At 58.3% G+C, this 16,507-nt stretch carries 21 protein-coding genes and 1 pseudogene; 11 read left to right on the plus strand and 11 right to left on the minus strand.

Annotation, left to right across the window (positions count from 1 at the left end):
• The first annotated feature begins 22 nt into the window (after window positions 1-22).
• On the plus strand, window positions 23-250 hold the full coding sequence (locus ABIB73_RS01135) for a hypothetical protein (RefSeq protein WP_354220600.1): 228 nt from the start codon (window positions 23-25) through the stop codon (window positions 248-250).
• Window positions 251-297: 47 nt separating this feature from the next.
• On the opposite strand, the gene ABIB73_RS01140 is transcribed toward ABIB73_RS01135, so the two are convergent.
• Window positions 298-507: a hypothetical protein gene (locus tag ABIB73_RS01140; RefSeq protein ID WP_354220602.1), complete on the minus strand. Its 210-nt coding sequence runs from the start codon at window positions 505-507 to the stop codon at window positions 298-300.
• A 506-nt stretch (window positions 508-1,013) separates the two neighbouring features.
• Between ABIB73_RS01140 and ABIB73_RS01145 the strand changes: the two genes are divergently transcribed.
• Window positions 1,014-1,415, plus strand: a complete 402-nt coding sequence (locus ABIB73_RS01145; RefSeq protein WP_354220604.1) for a hypothetical protein — start codon at window positions 1,014-1,016, stop codon at window positions 1,413-1,415.
• A gap of 618 nt (window positions 1,416-2,033) precedes the next feature.
• Here ABIB73_RS01145 and ABIB73_RS01150 read toward each other — a convergent pair.
• The 3 genes from ABIB73_RS01150 to ABIB73_RS01160 all read right to left on the minus strand — a co-directional run bounded on the left by ABIB73_RS01150 (window position 2,034) and on the right by ABIB73_RS01160 (window position 4,201).
• A complete protein-coding gene (locus ABIB73_RS01150) occupies window positions 2,034-3,119 on the minus strand; it encodes a hypothetical protein (protein ID WP_354220606.1) in 1,086 nt (361 codons plus the stop codon).
• 32 nt (window positions 3,120-3,151) lie between these two features.
• Window positions 3,152-3,277, minus strand: coding sequence for a hypothetical protein (locus ABIB73_RS01155; RefSeq protein WP_354220608.1), 126 nt, complete (start codon window positions 3,275-3,277; stop codon window positions 3,152-3,154).
• 180 nt (window positions 3,278-3,457) lie between these two features.
• Window positions 3,458-4,201 carry a DUF7168 domain-containing protein gene (locus ABIB73_RS01160; protein ID WP_354220610.1) on the minus strand — a complete coding sequence of 248 codons (744 nt, stop codon included), beginning with the start codon at window positions 4,199-4,201 and terminating at the stop codon, window positions 3,458-3,460.
• Window positions 4,202-5,574: 1,373 nt separating this feature from the next.
• Here ABIB73_RS01160 and ABIB73_RS01165 point away from each other — a divergent pair.
• A pseudogene (locus ABIB73_RS01165) lies at window positions 5,575-5,755 on the plus strand (hypothetical protein).
• Window positions 5,755-5,904, plus strand: a complete 150-nt coding sequence (locus ABIB73_RS01170; RefSeq protein WP_354220612.1) for a hypothetical protein — start codon at window positions 5,755-5,757, stop codon at window positions 5,902-5,904. Before ABIB73_RS01165 ends, ABIB73_RS01170 begins: the two are co-directional and overlap by 1 nt.
• A 330-nt stretch (window positions 5,905-6,234) precedes the next feature.
• Here ABIB73_RS01170 and ABIB73_RS01175 read toward each other — a convergent pair whose 3' ends face one another.
• Both ABIB73_RS01175 and ABIB73_RS37545 read right to left on the minus strand, forming a co-directional pair.
• Window positions 6,235-6,435, minus strand: coding sequence for a hypothetical protein (locus tag ABIB73_RS01175; RefSeq protein ID WP_354220614.1), 201 nt, complete (start codon window positions 6,433-6,435; stop codon window positions 6,235-6,237).
• 307 nt (window positions 6,436-6,742) lie between these two features.
• Window positions 6,743-6,988, minus strand: a complete 246-nt coding sequence (locus ABIB73_RS37545) for a DUF6894 family protein (RefSeq protein WP_502918381.1) — start codon at window positions 6,986-6,988, stop codon at window positions 6,743-6,745.
• A 278-nt stretch (window positions 6,989-7,266) separates the two neighbouring features.
• Here ABIB73_RS37545 and ABIB73_RS01180 point away from each other — a divergent pair, with 278 nt between their 5' ends.
• Entirely contained in the window at window positions 7,267-7,479 is a 213-nt protein-coding gene (locus ABIB73_RS01180) for a hypothetical protein (RefSeq protein WP_354220616.1), read from the plus strand.
• Between the two features lie 469 nt (window positions 7,480-7,948).
• Complete coding sequence (locus tag ABIB73_RS01185) at window positions 7,949-8,143, plus strand: hypothetical protein (RefSeq protein WP_354220618.1); 195 nt, start codon at window positions 7,949-7,951, stop codon at window positions 8,141-8,143.
• Window positions 8,144-8,702: 559 nt separating this feature from the next.
• Here the strand turns inward: ABIB73_RS01185 and ABIB73_RS01190 are convergent.
• Window positions 8,703-9,362 carry a methyltransferase domain-containing protein gene (locus ABIB73_RS01190; protein WP_354220620.1) on the minus strand — a complete coding sequence of 220 codons (660 nt, stop codon included), beginning with the start codon at window positions 9,360-9,362 and terminating at the stop codon, window positions 8,703-8,705.
• Window positions 9,363-9,554: 192 nt separating this feature from the next.
• Between ABIB73_RS01190 and ABIB73_RS01195 the strand changes: the two genes are divergently transcribed.
• A complete protein-coding gene (locus tag ABIB73_RS01195; protein WP_354220622.1) occupies window positions 9,555-9,728 on the plus strand; it encodes a hypothetical protein in 174 nt (57 codons plus the stop codon).
• Window positions 9,729-9,772: 44 nt separating this feature from the next.
• Here the strand turns inward: ABIB73_RS01195 and ABIB73_RS01200 are convergent, their stop codons facing one another.
• Both ABIB73_RS01200 and ABIB73_RS01205 read right to left on the minus strand, forming a co-directional pair.
• On the minus strand, window positions 9,773-11,407 hold the full coding sequence (locus ABIB73_RS01200) for a recombinase family protein (RefSeq protein WP_354220623.1): 1,635 nt from the start codon (window positions 11,405-11,407) through the stop codon (window positions 9,773-9,775).
• Between the two features lie 310 nt (window positions 11,408-11,717).
• On the minus strand, window positions 11,718-11,948 hold the full coding sequence (locus tag ABIB73_RS01205; protein WP_354220625.1) for a hypothetical protein: 231 nt from the start codon (window positions 11,946-11,948) through the stop codon (window positions 11,718-11,720).
• 482 nt (window positions 11,949-12,430) lie between these two features.
• On the opposite strand from ABIB73_RS01205, the gene ABIB73_RS01210 reads away from it, so the two are divergent.
• The 3 genes from ABIB73_RS01210 (at window position 12,431) to ABIB73_RS01220 (ending at window position 14,741) form a co-directional block, all read left to right on the plus strand.
• On the plus strand, window positions 12,431-12,682 hold the full coding sequence (locus tag ABIB73_RS01210) for a hypothetical protein (protein WP_354220627.1): 252 nt from the start codon (window positions 12,431-12,433) through the stop codon (window positions 12,680-12,682).
• 1,167 nt (window positions 12,683-13,849) lie between these two features.
• A complete protein-coding gene (locus tag ABIB73_RS01215; RefSeq protein ID WP_354220629.1) occupies window positions 13,850-14,008 on the plus strand; it encodes a hypothetical protein in 159 nt (52 codons plus the stop codon).
• Window positions 14,009-14,366: 358 nt separating this feature from the next.
• Window positions 14,367-14,741, plus strand: coding sequence for a hypothetical protein (locus ABIB73_RS01220; protein WP_354220631.1), 375 nt, complete (start codon window positions 14,367-14,369; stop codon window positions 14,739-14,741).
• Window positions 14,742-14,802: 61 nt separating this feature from the next.
• On the opposite strand, the gene ABIB73_RS01225 is transcribed toward ABIB73_RS01220, so the two are convergent.
• Entirely contained in the window at window positions 14,803-15,009 is a 207-nt protein-coding gene (locus ABIB73_RS01225; RefSeq protein WP_354220633.1) for a hypothetical protein, read from the minus strand.
• A 351-nt stretch (window positions 15,010-15,360) separates the two neighbouring features.
• Here ABIB73_RS01225 and ABIB73_RS01230 point away from each other — a divergent pair, with 351 nt between their 5' ends.
• Complete coding sequence (locus tag ABIB73_RS01230; RefSeq protein ID WP_354220635.1) at window positions 15,361-15,795, plus strand: hypothetical protein; 435 nt, start codon at window positions 15,361-15,363, stop codon at window positions 15,793-15,795.
• Window positions 15,796-15,915: 120 nt separating this feature from the next.
• Here the strand turns inward: ABIB73_RS01230 and ABIB73_RS01235 are convergent, their stop codons facing one another.
• Window positions 15,916-16,503: a TetR/AcrR family transcriptional regulator gene (locus ABIB73_RS01235; protein WP_354220637.1), complete on the minus strand. Its 588-nt coding sequence runs from the start codon at window positions 16,501-16,503 to the stop codon at window positions 15,916-15,918.
• Between the last annotated feature and the right edge of the window lie 4 nt (window positions 16,504-16,507).

The following is a 16,507-nucleotide window of genomic DNA, read 5'->3' on the forward strand; positions in this document are numbered from 1 at the left end:
TGGGGATATCGAGAGCCGACGCATGAACAGAGAGCTGCGGGAATTTCGACGGCTTGAGCGTGTGTGCCTGGAGCAGGCCGCACTCTCCACCATGGACCTCGCGCGAACCGCACTGCTCAAGGTGGCCGAAGACTGCCGCCTGGCGGCCGAAGCCATCGAAGCGCAGTCGCCGCCCCACGGTGCATTCGCCGGCGCCGTTCAGGCACTGAAGATCGCCCTGACCGCGACGCGCCCATCCAGCCGGCACTAAGCTAAGCCGTCCGTACGTTGGAGACTACAAGCGCGTGGCTTGACCGGTCAGCCTTTGCCCAAGGCCGCCTCTTTGCCCTCAGCTTGCTCGCGCGCGAGCCGCTCGGCCCTCAGCCGCTCGCGGTTGGCATAAAATGCCTTCTGCGCAGCCTCATGGTCGCGCATGGCCTTTTCCGCCTCGATCCGGCGTGTGGCATCCCGCGCCTGGCGCTGTTCAGGTGTCAGGGGTTTGCGTCGGAAGGAAAGATCTTCAGTCATGGCAAGCTAACGCGGAGGTAAGGAAAAAGTTCCGCGTGCGCCTCGAACGGACGCATCGGGGTCAAACCGAAATGTACGGCTATTCAGACTCTTAGCAGCACTGCACCGCCGGTTTTCAAGATCCGGAGCCTGCCGCTCCGCTAAAATGTCGAAAACAACCCCATGCAAAGTAGACCATGCGTGTCGGATCAAGACCTTACGCGTTTCACTCTGCGCTTCCCACAGAGCTGTTTGACGCGTCGGGCAAAACAGTGGCATCCTGTCAACTTCGGAAAATCCGTCAAGAGTGTCGCAGGTGTTTTGCTGACGAGCCCTCGGTAATCCGCGGAAGCAACGGCAGAGCTATATACCCGCGCTAACTCAGCCCGCTCTTTGGCGGAAGGGACGTCCCCCGGCGAGACCACGCAGCGCCCCGCTCCTCTCCGCCGTCGCGATGACATTCTTTGCCGGACCACCGCCGCACATGAACGTGCTAGGGCGACAAGAGCAACTTCGGACGCAGGCTGATGCTAGTCACCGCACGTGGCTGCGGCTGTCTTGAGGAGGCCAACCGGTTCAGTGCGATGGATTTATTGCCCCTCAATGCAATTCTGGGTCGCAGTCGAGATCTGAGCGCTATCGTCCTCTCTCAGCAACAATCCCTCATCGATCTTCGCAGGATCGAGATACTGCGGATTTGTCAGAAGAACATTGAGCACGAAGCGGCCGCGTGCTTTCCTTTGACTTGGACCAGCGCAACGCGGGATGCAGTGACGGAAGCGTTCAGCACCGGGGGAAATAATTCGTGCGGTGGTGGCGCCCATACCAGCACCACAGGAAGCGTGACCCCGACAGTTGGCACCGCCAATGGCACCTTTGGTTTTGCCGGAACCTCCGGCGCTACAGCCATCGCGACTTGGGGCCCCTAATTCGAAGCGTCGTCGTCGGGAAGCCTAAGTGCCACTACGATGGGCGCCCCGATCAGAAGCAAGACGGAGAGCGCCGGGTGTTCCAGCGTTGGAACACGTTTTTTGAGCCGTAGCTCACAGCGTTGCTCCACCGTCGTCAAACTTCAGCCTAAAAATGTAGATGCCATAGTCGGAATTCCATGCCGAAGCGGCGCGCGCCTAGAAAAAATACGTCCGCTACGCGCTTCATGGAGAAATGTGAATGGTGAGCGTCGTAAGCGTTGGTGTGAATGAGCGCATTCCGTTCCGGCTGTTGCACATGCCGTGCTGCGGGCATCGCCTATGTTGGGTGAGCCCGCGTCTTCCGAATTATTGCCCGCAGTGCGGACGACATGTGCTCTTGGAGTTGAAGACGGGGGAGCATACTTGGATCAGTGACGACGACGCTTGGATCAGATACAAAAGATGAGGAATTCGTTTGCCGATAAACAAAGCCGACGCGCCGAGTATGATGGCGCGCCGACTTCGCCACGCTGGACCCGGACGGATGGGGGCAATTGTCCGGTTGAGTTACCGTAATCGGGCAAACGAGAGGCGCAACCAAACTCCGGAATTAAGCTAGATCGGTAGCAGCTGCGATCACTCCGGCAGCTCCCGTGACAGCTTGAAAGGATCAAGTTCGGTCCTGAACGTCTTCCATCGTTCAAGCAACAACTCTTGCAACCGAATTGTCTGCTCCGTCGCACGTTTTAATCCTTCTTCGCTTTGCGGTTCTGCCTCAATCGTTCCTGTCGATATGAACCTAATTGTAAGTCCCCAGCTTTCGAGAGCGAACTTAAAGGCGCTCTGTGCCCGACCCTCATCGAGCACAAAATTCAGCACAAGTTGCTCTTGCAAAACCGCGAGCACGGTGGTGAACCGATGGAGAAATGGCGGATGCGGAAGTGCTAAGACATCGTCGTCGCTCAGTTCCTTCATCTCGGATTTGAAGAGAAAGAATAGGCCGACGATCCCCATCAAGTGAATTGCGACGTACAGACGCCGCTTCGGCTCATCGGAAAAGTCCGGCTTTGGACCGGGATATTCGGCCGTAGCGACCCAGTTCAGCATTATCCAGTGCGCGCTGACCGCGTCGGCATCCATTTCGAGCGTTTGTCGGTCCAATGAAGAGATTGCGCAGTCCGCTGCCGGCTTGTCCAGGCTATCCTGAATACGACTGATATTGTGAGTTGCGCGAAGCCAACGTGTGTGACCGAAGAGACAATGAACAAGCTCGTGGGCTACAAGAACATAAAGGGCCGCCCAAAACAGCATATCGGCAACCATCTCACGATTTTCGTGGCGTGGTCGGGATGGTCTGGCACTGCCGCCTAGAGCCGCCTCAACGTCAATCGCAGTGGCGTTTAGGGGGTATTCTCCTCGATACGACTCGGCTTCCCTGCCCACAATTGTGGGAAACGTTCGAGGGTCCGACATCAAGCCATCGAAATGATCTCTCAGGATGAAGATCGTGCCAAGGTTTACTTCTATAATGTCTGTCCCGCCTTGGATGTCAGCGAAGGCACCGAATTCGCCATTGCGCAGGAATTCTACGTCGATCTCGACCTCATCAGGCGCCGGGCATTTTTCCTTGATCTGCCAGGCAACGTAGGCCTTTAAGCGGTCGCGAACGACCGCCAGCCATTGGTCTAATTCACCGCGCTCGGGATCCGGATTGTACCTCATGGGTTTTTCACTCCCGTTTCCACGACAGCCGGTTAAGAGTCAGCTTTCTTGTTCTTCGCGAGCTTTAGAGCCTCCGCCTTGGCCAGACTGAGCGCCGTGATCTCGGCCAGCCGCTTCGCCCGTTTGTCGCGCTCGACGTACCACTCATCAAACAGCATCTCGATCAGATCGATCAGATTTGTGCTTCACCCGGCTCGATCTCGATAATGAGGTCGTAATTACGGCGGCGCTGCACTTTATTAGCACGGGCAGCATCGACGACAGAAGGCAGCTGATTAACCGGCATGATATCGCCATGCTCTTAGCCCCGGCTGAAGCCGCGCCCCTCCCCTACGCGTTCAGCTTTCTTTGCGAGTGGTCCCTGACTGCGACCCGCCAAGGCCGGGATTGATAGCCAGCGACGCTCCGGCAGCGCCACCGGCTTCATAGGCCGTCATCGACACCATCCGGCCGCCGCTGCGCTGGGTCCGGAGCTTGAGGTCGAGCTTGTCGAATTCTGCATCGACCACCGAGGTTTTGAGGACGACCAGCCCGCGGCCGGTGCTTGCGTTGACCTGATCGCGACTGGCCTTGATCGCCACCAGCCTGTCCGCGACTGACGCCACCATCCCGAGCGCGAAGGAGGCATTGGCCAGATGGCGCTCCTGGTGCCGGAACCGGGCGTAGTCGATCGAGGTCTTGAAGCGGCCAAGTTCAGCGCGCACGGCGCCGTCGATCAATTCGGCCAGATAATGCGCGACCTCGACATCCGCGCCGAGACCGAAGAACACATAGCTGCTCTCGCCGGCCGCGTTCTTCTCGCGCCAGACCCGACAATCGCAGAAATGAGCGATCGCGCCGATGCAGTCGTCCAGGGGAATTCGCTTCTTGCGATGGGTCTCGTAGACCTTCCGTTCGCACGGCGACGCGCGCAGCTCGACGTCGGAGAGCGATAAATCGTGGCGATCCAGCAGTTCGGCAACCTTGGCGGCGGCAGACAGCGCCTCGTCCTCGGTGCAGCCATTGGCGATGGTTTTGGCGCGCAACGCCTGAATGCGGAGCTTCAGCTTGTCGAGCCCGGCCGGATTGAACGTCTGATTCACCGATCACCTGCCCGGGAAAGCCCGACTGAAATACCCCGGTCGTATAGATTGGCGGAAGGGGTGTCCTGTCAACCTCGTTGATTTCACCCACTTTTCCGTGCGCTTAGGAGCAATAACTACGGTCCTTACAACGGATATTTTCGCGCGGTCCCGACCGTAGTTTTCCGCCCGCGAATGTGGCGTTGCCCCTCCCCCAAGCCTTTCCTTCGAAAACCGACGCGGATCAGTTGCGCTGCCTTTGCAGATCTACTTCGACTGCTTGTTCAGCCCCAGGTGTAGGGCCCCGCGGATGCCAGAGTGCAGCGTCGTCCAATTCAAAATACCGGTCCAAACGCTTGCGATATCTCTCAGCCCGGGCATCCTCCTCGGCCTTCACCACCGCACGTTTCGCCCCCCACCTTCGCAGCGAGATCGTTCAGCGTCGCCGCGGTTTGCTCCCAAGCGTCGCCACACGGCTCGTAACCGCGCTCTCTCTCGCTCGCGAGCGACATCGATGACCAGTTGATCAGTCCAGTGTTTTTCGCGCGCGAACGACTCCTCCCATTGCTCGACCAAGTAAGCCTCGAACTGCACGGGCGTCACGGCCTGGCGCGGATCACTCGGACCGAGCAGGTTCTGAGCGAGCAAGGCGGGCTCGCGCCAAAGCGCGAAGCCGTGCTCGTTTGGCCACTGCCGATGCATGTCCCAGCCAAGGCGGAGGTGACATTTGCGGTTCGTGGCTGCCGCACCACCATTCGCAAAGATCGTTCAACGTCTCGGTTGCGATCGGCGTCGCGAGGCGTTCGGTTTCGTCAAGTTCAAGCAAACTCATCAGGTACTCCGTGTGTGATGGAGCCCCGAAACCAAAATCTGATTGCAAAAATCGCGATATTATGGCGCAAACGCCACAAGCCTGAGACGGCTGCGCTCCCCACATCGTGGCGCGTTATGATCTGGCGTGCGGCGCGGGCCGCTTCACTTGCTGTAGGTATGACGTTGGCTTCAGGTGACCTGTCCGCTCATCAACGTTTGGACGAGAGTGAGCGTAGCGAGGTCGGTTTACCTTCGGCGACATGCGCGGCGCCGGCGTGCGCGGCGTACTGATCTACTGCGCCGACTATCGGTGCAGCCACTCCGTTGCCCTCAGTGCCGACTGCTGGACTGATGAGCTACGGCTGTCGGATATTGAGCCTAGGTTCGTCTGCTCGGCCTGCGGCAGGCGCGGCGCGGATATCCGTCCGGACTTCAACTGGAACGCCAAAGGACCTATCGGTGGCATGGGATATCGATAGCCGAGGCGAAGACGGCCCGGCCATGGGAGGCTTTTTGAGGGTGCTTGGACTTTGGGGAAGGTCAGGCGTCGTGAGCCTAGGAAAATTCGGCGAGTAGCCGCAATGAAAGACATGCAGGCTCAGTTGGAAAAGCTCCGCTCGGATGCGGCCGAGTGCGCCCTCATCCGCGACTTGGCGACTGACCCGAAGAAACGAGAGCTTTTCACGAAGGCTGGCCGATCACTTGGCGGTTCTCGCCTCAGAAGTTGAACGCGCAATCGCGGACAGTGTGAAGCGCACCTGATGAACGCGGGCTCGGGGCGGCCGTTCGAAGGTCCGATTGAGGTGGCCGGCACAAAGCTGGTGACGCTGCGCGATGCTGGCGAGTACATCGCTGCGCTGCCGAAGAAGGAGCACGATGCGCCAGAGTGGCGAGCTGCGATGGAAGCTTAGAGCCAAAAGGCAGCGCGGTGATGCGTGAACTAGGCGCTTGTTGCGTTCTGAAGCCCATCCAATTCGTTTCGCGCTGCGAAATGTTCCGCAAATCAGGCAAATCCCAAATTCAAACTAGGCCACCCTCTCGTGGCGGGCCGCTCGCGATTTCCAGGGGGCCAAAAGAAAGCCCGTCAGCTTTGCGAGCCAACGGGCAGTTGAGCATCGAATGCGATCGGGCTTGCGATCGCAGCTCACCTATAGCACCGGGGGCCCGCCAGCGTGAACCGACAAGGGCCGCCGGCTGAGCGCTTACCCTCTTGTCCATCGGGTTGGGAAATTTACGGGCGGCTATTCCGGTCGCTGTAGCCCGGGCGATCTCAACCATTCGCTCAAGTGAGAGCCCGTCTCGGCCTGACGGGCTTTGCGAAGGAGGATTTCGCGCTCGGAGCCGGGAGGCAGCCTTTTGGCTTGCTCTCTTAATCGTTGGGCTTCTTGGGCAAGGCGCTCTTCAAGAGACAAGGTTTGTTTGACTCGACGACGATGCTGCACGACGCTACCTCGGGTCCTAACCGTGGGGTTCGAATTTCCGATTCCTAATATACCGAAGGGCGTCAGTCGGTTCCGAAGTGAACATAAGAAGTCAGGCCACTACCGGCGAGGCCGCAGGGTCGAAAGGTGCTGCGGCCCTTTTTCATGGTGGCCGGGAGAGAAACAGGGCATGACGCAACGAGGCTGGGGGTTTCGTGGATCCGATTGAGGTCGACGGCCAAGCTGGTGACGCTGTTGGACGCCAGCGAATACATCGCGCTCTGCCAAAAAAGGAGGAGCCCCAGCGCGCCGGAGTGGCTGAGGTGGCTCAATGCCTCCGCCTATCGATCTCGAATGTGAACTTGACTTGCAGCACCGGGCCGCTGTCGTCACGGACCTCTATGGCCATCTCATGGGGCACTCCATCCCCCCGCTTTCGGACGGCATCCCGAGCCATATCCGCCAGCGAGCGAGCGGCCTCTTCTTGCACCTTTTCTATGGTGGAGAGTTCCAGACCCTCCTCATCGGGAATGATCTCGTCACCCTCTCGTATGTCAAAATAGTACCGCTTCATACGGCCAGAACGAAGCCGACCCGGAATTGTTCTGTTAGTGAATTAAGACGTTTTTCCAAAACGCTAGAGGTCGGAACAGGCCATCGCCGACAGTCGCAGGAGCGAGGAACCGGGAGCCCAGGGGCGGCTTTGTATCTGGCTGGCTCGCCGCCGAGCTGGCGGAGCGGTCCCGGCCTACCCCCAAGGCCCCCCTGAAGCCGGGGCCGTCTCTCCCTACCGTCGCTTGTAGACGGGAGCCAAGTCAGGGACGACACAAGATTTTCCTCTGAGGTGTTTCCATGGTCAAAACCAATTGTTTGATTGTACGGGCCTACGGCAGACAACTGGATCTGCTACGTGCTGAGGCGTCCCATATAGCTCGGAGAAGCAAGATCGACTGGTGGATCGAGCAAGCTGACAAGGGGACGCGCTTTTGTTTCGAGGATGCTGAAGCGAAAAAAAGCTTTGCCTCGATCTGCGAAAATTTCGCCATCCCGTGCCTTGAGGCGTAGCGAAACAAGGCCCGCCAGAGTGAACCGGCGGGGCCCGGCTTCATCCTTCCAGCATGCCAACCGCCAGACGTTTCCGGTTGCAGTGGGCGCCGGCGCACGGCTAAGGACCTTTGGAGCACCCTCCGCGTTAAGGTCACGAACCCCGGAGGGCGAGGAGGTTTTCCGATGTCCGCCGTCCCTCTGGACGTCCAACGAAGGTTCGAACAGCGGTGGTCCGCGAGGTTTCTCTGCCCGAAGCAACCAACCAGAGCACAAGAACAGCGGCCTGAAAGCAGGCCCCAGGCGCTCGCAAAAGCCAAAAGAAAAGCCCGCCGGGCTGATGCAATAGGCCCGGGGGCCAGCGTGAACCGGCGGCCTTATTGACAATCAAACGGCTAGGCACGAAGCTTGCCCTCATAAGACGCATTGAATGCTATCATTATTACCTTTTCCGTTTTCTATAGATTTCTTTTGTCCATGCGGAGGCACCATGACCGACGAGGAAGTCGCCCGTCTGCGCGCCCATGACAGCAACATCAGCCGATATCGACAACTGCTCAAAACCAATCTCTCAGACCTTGAACGTCGATTTTTGGAGCAGCGCCTCAGCGAGGAAAGGTCGACTGTCGATAACCTCGCTCAACCTGCATCCATCCCAGAAACTGGGCACAGCCGACCAGTTTGATGCGGGCGCGTTTTGATTTTTGCTCGAGCCGCGTACTCACAAATGGCATCGTTGGAACTACCGCACTGGCTGATGATTGCAGGGGCCCTGCTGGTGGGCGCTGGCTCTATTGGTGTCCTAGTCAGCGGAAGGAAGGCGGACCAGCTTGATCGATCGCCAGACGAGCCGATCGATCTGCCGGCTTTGCCGCTCCTCAACTCCAAATCAAAGAACAAGGCATAATCACCCCCAACAGGTAGCGGCGCGCGGCCGCTACTGGCCCAGCTCAGCATATCGTAGCTTATCACCGTAGGTCCTTGCCCCGTCTTTCATCGCCACGTCAAAAAAATGACGCCCCTACGGGATCTTGTCGCTTCTGGTATGGAGGAGTGGATATCCTCTGACTTTCGATAATTGGGGATTATCGAAATGATATCACCTGCGCTACCCGCCCAGCCAGATGCGTTCCATGCCCGCGAGCTCGTCGAGGTCGTGCTGATAGCCCCATGCGGCGGAGCAGACTCTGGCGCCGGCGGCATCGTCAAGCCCACCGACGCTTCGCTCGGGACGTGGCCCAATCTCAGTGTCGGGTAAAACTGAACTGCTGACTACCATGCTCCCGGGGATCCGGGCCGTGCTCGGTCAAGCGATACCCTTCATGGGCCGAGACAAACGACTTCTCCGGGATCCAATGACGAACGTACCTTACCAGTTTGTCACTTCCCGATGCCAACTGCCCCGGACCGTTGTTGCTGAGAAACGAGGTTTGGATCTCCTCTCTGGCTGATCCCTCGCTAATCGGCACGCGACACCAAACCATCTTAGCTGGCCCAACGGCACACAAAGCTTTCACAGTGCCAATCGGATCATCGACGTACTGGATCGCGCCATTCGAATGCATCAGGTCGATGCTCCCAAGCCAGTCCGCAGCCTTTTCGATGTCGTCGAAGAACATTAATTGGTCTGTCGCTAATTCACTGGCCCGATGAACCATCGCTGGCGTCTCTACAACGGCCCAACGAATGCCAGACGACTTCTGCCGCGCGAGCTTGTAGTGGATGCCTGCCCCACCCCCAAAATCGAGCACTGCCGTCAAATTCGCGACGAGCGGCCAATCGCCCTCCGGCCGAAAAGCAACGGTTTTACGATAGATGGTCTCTACTAACTCCTCGCTTTGGTAGCCTTCGATTACCTCGCGAGGCCGGAACAGCCTGCGCCGCAACTTCTGTATCAAACTCATAGGCGGGTTGATCCCGGTGTCTCTGGTTGCACTACCAGACAGACACAATCATCAACATTGAGAAATGTACAGCCCGAAAGGAGAACAATTGCGATTGACCTCACTTTGCATGCGGCAGTTTGGCGCATTTTCGCTTGTTTGAACGTGAAAATGCTTGTTACGTGCTGCCCGAGCACGTGGGGCGCCATCACTATGGGTGACAGGAAAAAGCCAAAAAATGGCTTGAAAGGCATCGATCCGAAAGCAGATGCTGAGAGGCTAATGGCCCACCTGAAGCTGATCGACGATCTTGCATCCGACGCGAAAAAAACGGAAGGGTGCGAGCCCAATTTGCCTCCCCGATCGGACGATGCGGCCTCAGACTGACAGGATCACCCACGACGCGCAGTAGCTGCGCGCGCGTTCCGGCCTTAGGAAGTCGACTTCTCGTCAAGAGCATGTCGCGCGCACCGCATCAGATAGGTGAGATTGTGCAAGCGTCGTTTGATCGCTTCGCTCAGTCCGACAACCGTCCCATATTGCCGCAGGCCGAAGCGCTCCCGGCTTCTCTCGCTAAACCTCAGGTCTCTCCCGACTAACGCGGAGGCAGGCATCACGAGATAGTCTTTGACCTCTCGATTGCCCGCGCTCAATCTGATCACGACAACAAGGCCAGGTGGAAGCTGCCGACCTCGGATAATCACCCAGCTGGGATGTGTTGCCCCGCGAGTATACCGACTGCGTGCCACACGGAAAGATATTGCGATCGCGTGAACTCTGAGGATCTGATGAAATTGATCGACCCTGACATCATCGCCGGACTTTGCAAGCGCTTCTGCCACCTTCAAGACTAGAGCCTTGATCATATCGCGGCGAACAATAGCCGACTCGATGTGCTCGTACTTTCGCTTTGGAGTGTAGCCGATCAGCCGATAGGCGTTTCTTAGGCTGCCAAAGCGCGTCAGGTATGCGGTTGAGCCCGGAATACCCTCTGTCTCGTTGATGACGTCCCTACTCAGCCTCCCTCGCCGGTGAAGCAAGACCCGCAGTCGCTTCAGCATTTCCTCGTCTGACACTCCCCAGCAGTGTCGTCGGTCTTCGAGCATCTGCTGCGCCTTCGCGAAAATTGCCTTATCCACGACTGGCCCGAAAGCGTCCTCCTTTATTATCCAATCCGACGGAGGATTTTCTTTTTGAGCTGTTCGCAGCCTGCAACTGTGGCGGTTGTAACGATTGGTGCCGATGTAGTTGTCGTTTTGCAGTAGGTAATGGATTTTGCAGAAGGTCCATGGCCGCCCCTTGTTGAGAACACCTGCAAGGTTGAGTTCCCTTGCAATCTTCGTCTCAGTAAGATGACCGTTTACAAAACGGTCAAATACAGACCTGACTGTCTCAGTTTCATGCTTCGGTCCTGGGCGTAGGACAACGCGATCGGTTTGAAGTGACTTCCATTGTCCGTTCTCCATTATCCCTCGGGATCGTCCCCTTTCATCGATCAGTTCTCTGCGAAGTCCGAAGCAAGGGTGGCCGCCTTGTCGAAAGCCGAGCCTCGACAAGTGGCACGCGCCGGCGTGCACCTTGACCCCCAATTCCCGACTGTATTCGGCTGCCATCACCCGCTTGATATTCTTTACGATGCCTGAGATCACACTGCCGTCGTTCTCGAATTGCTCTGCGCAATAGCAAACCGTCATGCCTGCTTCCCTACAGACAAATTCGTAATGAGCACTTTCATCAATGTCTTGAAAACGTCCCCAGCGGCTGACGTCGTAAATGAGGATGTGATCGAAATTGGCCCGGCCTTGGCGAACGTCGGCGATCAACCCGGTCAGACCAGGTCTGTTTTTTATCCCGAGACCGCTCTCACCTTCGTCCCGATAAGTTCGAACGATCTCTAGCCCACGTGCTTGCGCGTAGGCGGCAATGACAGCCGCTTGATTCTCGATGGAGTACCGCTGGTGGTCCGTCGACATGCGAACGTATTGAGCCGCACAGAGATTTTCGTCCCGACGTCGCGGCAACTTGGCATTCTGAACAGTGAGCGCAGTTCCCACAGGCAACTCCACTCCGTCTGGCGTGTCACGTCGCCTTCCTGACTGCCTAGGGCTGGGATTGGCGTCGAGACGCTTCAGGCGTCATTGAAAAGTGTCTATCCTCGTATTCTTTTATCGCCGCACATAACGCTACGAAACGACCGCTGTCTTCTGAGCCAGGCACGGGCTCGGACTCAAAATGGAGTTCCACCTCATTTAGGGCGCGTTGATAGTCGCTCTCGTTCTGAAGAGGAGCCAACTCGATCATTCGCAACCTCCCGCGGTCTCGCTTGGCCACGCATTCTCAATTCGGGAACTTCTCCCACAGTTGGTGACGTACAGCCTATCCTAACCAGCCTGAAAACCAAGAAGGACCATACTTCGCGATCCATCCGATCAGAAGTGAACCAACGAGCGAGGCCAAGCCCGACCAAAGCCAAGACCGACCGCGCGCGGCACTGATCGAGCGCAGGTATAGGAACGCTCCGAGCAGAGGTCCGTAGTTCTTTCGGAAGCCGCCATTGAGCTTGGCGATCTTCGAAATCTCAGACGACGCTTGGAATTCTTTCACCATTGGGCGCGCTCCTCATTCGATCAGGAGCACCCTATGAACCACTGTTTTGCCCGACGGCACAACACAAATTTCGTATAATACGAATTCTTTAACCCGCGGTGGGCTACAACCGGTCGTTGACGGAATGTCTCGGTTCTTCTAATCGAACTGAAAATAAATAGAAACATACCGTGACAGTAGCAATGTTGCGGCTATCGGCGTTGGGGGCCGCATAATGGGACGTAGGCGGTTGGTTGCAGGCGGCTGCCTTCGCCGGCATTCTCGTCTTTCCCATCTTCAAAAATGAGCAGTATTGCCGCGCTGCCTCAATTCCGAGGCCAATGAGTTGCGCGCATTGGGGCGGTTGATCGGTTGGGTCCGCCGCCAACGTGACATCGGCTCTTCCGCTTATTCACATCCCCGACCGGCGGTAGCTCACGCGCGATCTGAGCCACCAGTAATCGATAATTTGACTCTCGCCCACGCCGCGTTTCGATGGCGGCATGACCAAGGCAGAGAACAGGGCAGCCGCGAGAGCCTATCACCAGGAGCAACAACGCAAGCGGAATGAGGCCGCACGGGCTGGAGCCGTCAAGGCGGATCTGGCCGAGCTCGAACGGCTCCGACACTACCTCATCTTCGGCAAGAAAGCAGGCGAACCGGCACACGAGCTTATCGACGCGATCGATGACTATGTGGAGAAGCTGACCGGCGATCGTACGACGCTCCACTCGCACAACCACCGCTGCGGATGAGCTTGTCCCGCGCTTCTACCGGACGATCCGATCAAGGCGGCAGCCCGTTATACAACCAAATATCTGATCTTTCATTTGGGTGCCTACCCGGCACCCCCTAATGCAAGCGCGCACATCGTCGCCCCACACACGGCCCTTGGTTTGAGAATTCGAGATACACCGATTGTTGCATGCCTTGTCGTTATCGGGGCATTTAGACAAACACGCTGCAAGGCCAAGTCGCTCGCTTTCTGAAAATGTCGCTTCTTGGGCGGTTGCGAGCGTCGTCGTTGTCGCCGTAATATAAAGGGCGAGCGTGAATGCGCTCTTTAGGATTTCTGTAGCCGACATTATTTCCTGCCTTTGTTTGAGAAAGAACAGCGTACGCTGGACACACCACCAAGGCGCAAGGCGGCCAAGAAATATCGGATCGTGAAGTGAAGTAGCCCGCCAGCGTGAACCGGCGGGCACTCCGCTGCGGCGATCAAAAGACCGGCCCCGAAGGAGGATGAATCCCTGAGGCCGGAAGTTCTACGCGCGTCCGCTCCGAGACACTGCCCGGAGCTGGAGACGAACTCACCTCGATTGCCAGTTGTTCCTGACGCTTCGTCGACCGCAACGCAACAAAAGGAAAGGCCCACCGGGCTAAAGCGGTGGCCTTGATGGTCATCGCCTCAGCCGTCGGCGGTGGGTCTGCAACCGCTGCCGGTCGCGCTTCCTTTGGGCTCGGCACCGGCGCTTCATTGTGCCCCCCGCTTCCCGTACTTGGCGATCTCACGGAGCGACAAGCGCACGGTTTGGAGAAGGCTGAACGCCAGCGATTGGCCATTGCTGGCGCCGCGCCAGCGCCCAGGCGGATGAGCCGACACGCTCGGAGGCTATCCGCCGGCTAGTCGAGATCGGTCTCTCTGCATCGCCAAGAGCTCATAAGGTGGACCAGCGCGTGCTCGATAAAGCAGTCGGCAGCATCGATCGGAGCTCAACCGAACTGGCGAAGGTCAGCAAGAAGGCCCGCCAGTAGCGAGATCACTGCGCCGATCGTGCGGAACGGTAGCAGTGTAGGCCGCGGGCACCACAAATCATGGTGTCCCGCGGCCTTTCGGGGGCGCCTCGGCGCGCGTAGGAACGTTTCGGCCCCTAGTGAGTCCTAGCTGCGACGTCGACCCTGTTTTGCCTGTGGGGCGACCGATGGACAAATCACTCGCCTATGCGATCTCGGCTTTCATCGTGGGCTTCGGCCTCTGGGTGCTCGTTACCGGCCTAAGCTCCAGCGCGCCCGCTTTGTGGGTCTGCGCCGCCCTGATCCCCATCGCGATAGGGCTCGTGAGCACTTTCGGCCCCGCGTAAGGATGGGGAAAACGGCCAGTAGGTCAGCGCGTCTGCATTTTCCGAATCGTGCGGCTATGCGCGCTCTCGCGCGGTGATCCCGTTGCGAGGTGCACGTGAGCCAGTTTTTGTCCGTGCTGCTACTGGTGACAGCCCTGACGCTGACTGTCTGCTTCGGCGTGGCAGCTTGGCGCCTGTCGTCCGGCAGAGACGTCGATATCACCGCAACGATTCCGCATCAGGAATATGGCTGGAGAGCGAGACCTAGCAACTGAATATGCTCGCCCTACCCCCCGTATTTCTACCAGTTCGGCCAACGGCCTATTGATCTCGCGCAGCGGTTGAGCTTGGATGCCCCCATATTTCTGGGGGGAATATTATGCGCAATTTTGGAATCGTGGCGCTCGGCGCTGCGCTGGCAGGCTGTGCCTCATCGGCAGCGGACATCACGCCGGCCTACGTTTCACCGGTTCAGTATCAGACCTATACGTGCCAGCAGCTGGCGCTCGAGGCTCAGTCGATCTCGACGCGGGCGGCGGCTTTGTCGGGAGCTCAGGACAGTCAGCGCACGAAAGATGGCGTCGCGACCGCGGCAGCGATCGTCATCTTCTGGCCGGCAGCCTTCTTCGTCGGCGGCGATAAGCAAACCGCCGCCGAGCTGGCCCAAATGAAGGGGCAGATGGTCGCGGTCGAGCAGGCCTCGATTGCGAAGAAATGCAACATCCAGTTTCAGGGAAAACCACCGCCAGGCTAGCAGCCCGCGGTTGCGCCCTCCCGTTGCGGTAGATTGGGCCGGAACCTCCGGAGGAAGCGCGCTAGCCAACCATCGCCAGCGCCGGCCGATTGTCGTTAGCAGCCTCACGATCTCGGAACAGGCGGTCGACCTTCGTAACCGTCCCGTTGTCGTGCTCGATCGGCAACGGCTCATGGTCGTTCGACGTGAAAATGTTATTGAGGATGGCGCTGATCACATTGAACACCACGCCGGCTTCATCATTGTAGCCAACAGCGGTCGGATGCACGTTGTCCGAAATGACCTGATATCCGTAGACGTTAAAGGATCGGCCTCCATTGCCGTTCCCGCGCTCACTGTTCGTATGGTGCGTCGCAGGGCATGCATCCGGGAGCGTGCTAATTGGAGTCGAACTGGACCACGAGTCAATGTTGGCTACTTCCGTTGGAGCATCAGCAGAGATGAGCCCTACCCTAGCCAGCCTGCACAGTCCGCTTCAACCTGGGCCAGCAGCCGGCTAGTTGGTAAGGTTCGCGTTGAACTCTCCCGCGCCGTCATTACTGTGACTGGATTGCCAATTGCCTTTCCCACCGCGCGGATGGTGTCTGCGCGGCCGAGCTCAAACCAATCGGACACCACCATGTCCTCTAGCTCCAACGCCAGTATCGCCAAGAAAGCGCGCACGCAGGCTGAGGCGGATTTTGCCACCTGGCTCATGATGGCCAAGCTCGGTGGTTTCGAGGACCTGCCGTCCAGCGCCCAAAGCTTTCTGACTAACTATCGAACTCGGCTCGAGACCATAAGCGAGGCCGAGTCCGCGGCCCTAGCCGTTCGCGAGGTCTACAGCGCTTATTACAGCGAGATGGGGGGTGTAGGCGCAGCTCCGGAACCAAAGGCTCGGACGCCAACGACAGTGGGCAAAGTCGTGCGGTCCCAGAGACCGCATAGACCTCAACCCGGTCAATCGCCTGCGCGCCATTCGACGAGGCCAATGACCCAAAAATCCCTCCCGGCACTGCTGATTTTCGCGAGCATGGTGGCACTGGTTGTCGCATTCAGATTCCTAGCGCAGTAAGACCGCCCGCGGATTGTGTGCGACGTCTGCTTTTCCCCCGATAGCGACTAAATTGCAAGATCGTGCACTTCGCATTTGGGCCAACAGCGGATTGCAAACTCTGCTCCCAGCTCCCTTCTGTCACCTAGGCCAATTTTGCAGCGTCATCTCGGCGACCTGAAGCAGTTCCTTATGGTTTGCACCGCCTGCGGACAGGACGGCCATCCCGTAAACGACCGCCGACAGGAAGCGAGCAAGACGGGCCGGATTGCTCTCTACGGGCAAATCGCCCTCAGCTTTCGCGCGGTTGAGGCGTTGCCGGAGAGCACGCTCGCCTGCGACCCGGTTTGCAATCAACTCCTGGCGAATCGGCTCGGCTTCCTCGCCACACGCCAGTGCGCTTTGGACTCCAAGGCAACCGGCCGGCGTCCGTTTATCTCCGAAGAGATCCGCGGCGCCTTCCAGCAATTCACGCGCTACGTCATGCGCTGAGGCAGCGTTGAGCGCCTTCAGTCTGTACGTCACGATGTTCGATTCGTAGCGCTCAAGCACACTTCGGAACAGCGCCTCCTTGTTGCCGAAGGCGGCGTAAAGGCTCGGGCGCGTAATGCCTAACGCTTCAGTCAAATCGGAGAGCGACGTCCCCTCGTAACCTTTTCGCCAAAACAATTCCATTGCGCGATCAAGGGCCAATTCGGTGTCGAATTCGCGCGGCCGACCATTCGCCATTCGG

The organism is Bradyrhizobium sp. F1.4.3 (assembly GCF_040548375.1).
Taxonomy (GTDB): domain Bacteria; phylum Pseudomonadota; class Alphaproteobacteria; order Rhizobiales; family Xanthobacteraceae; genus Bradyrhizobium.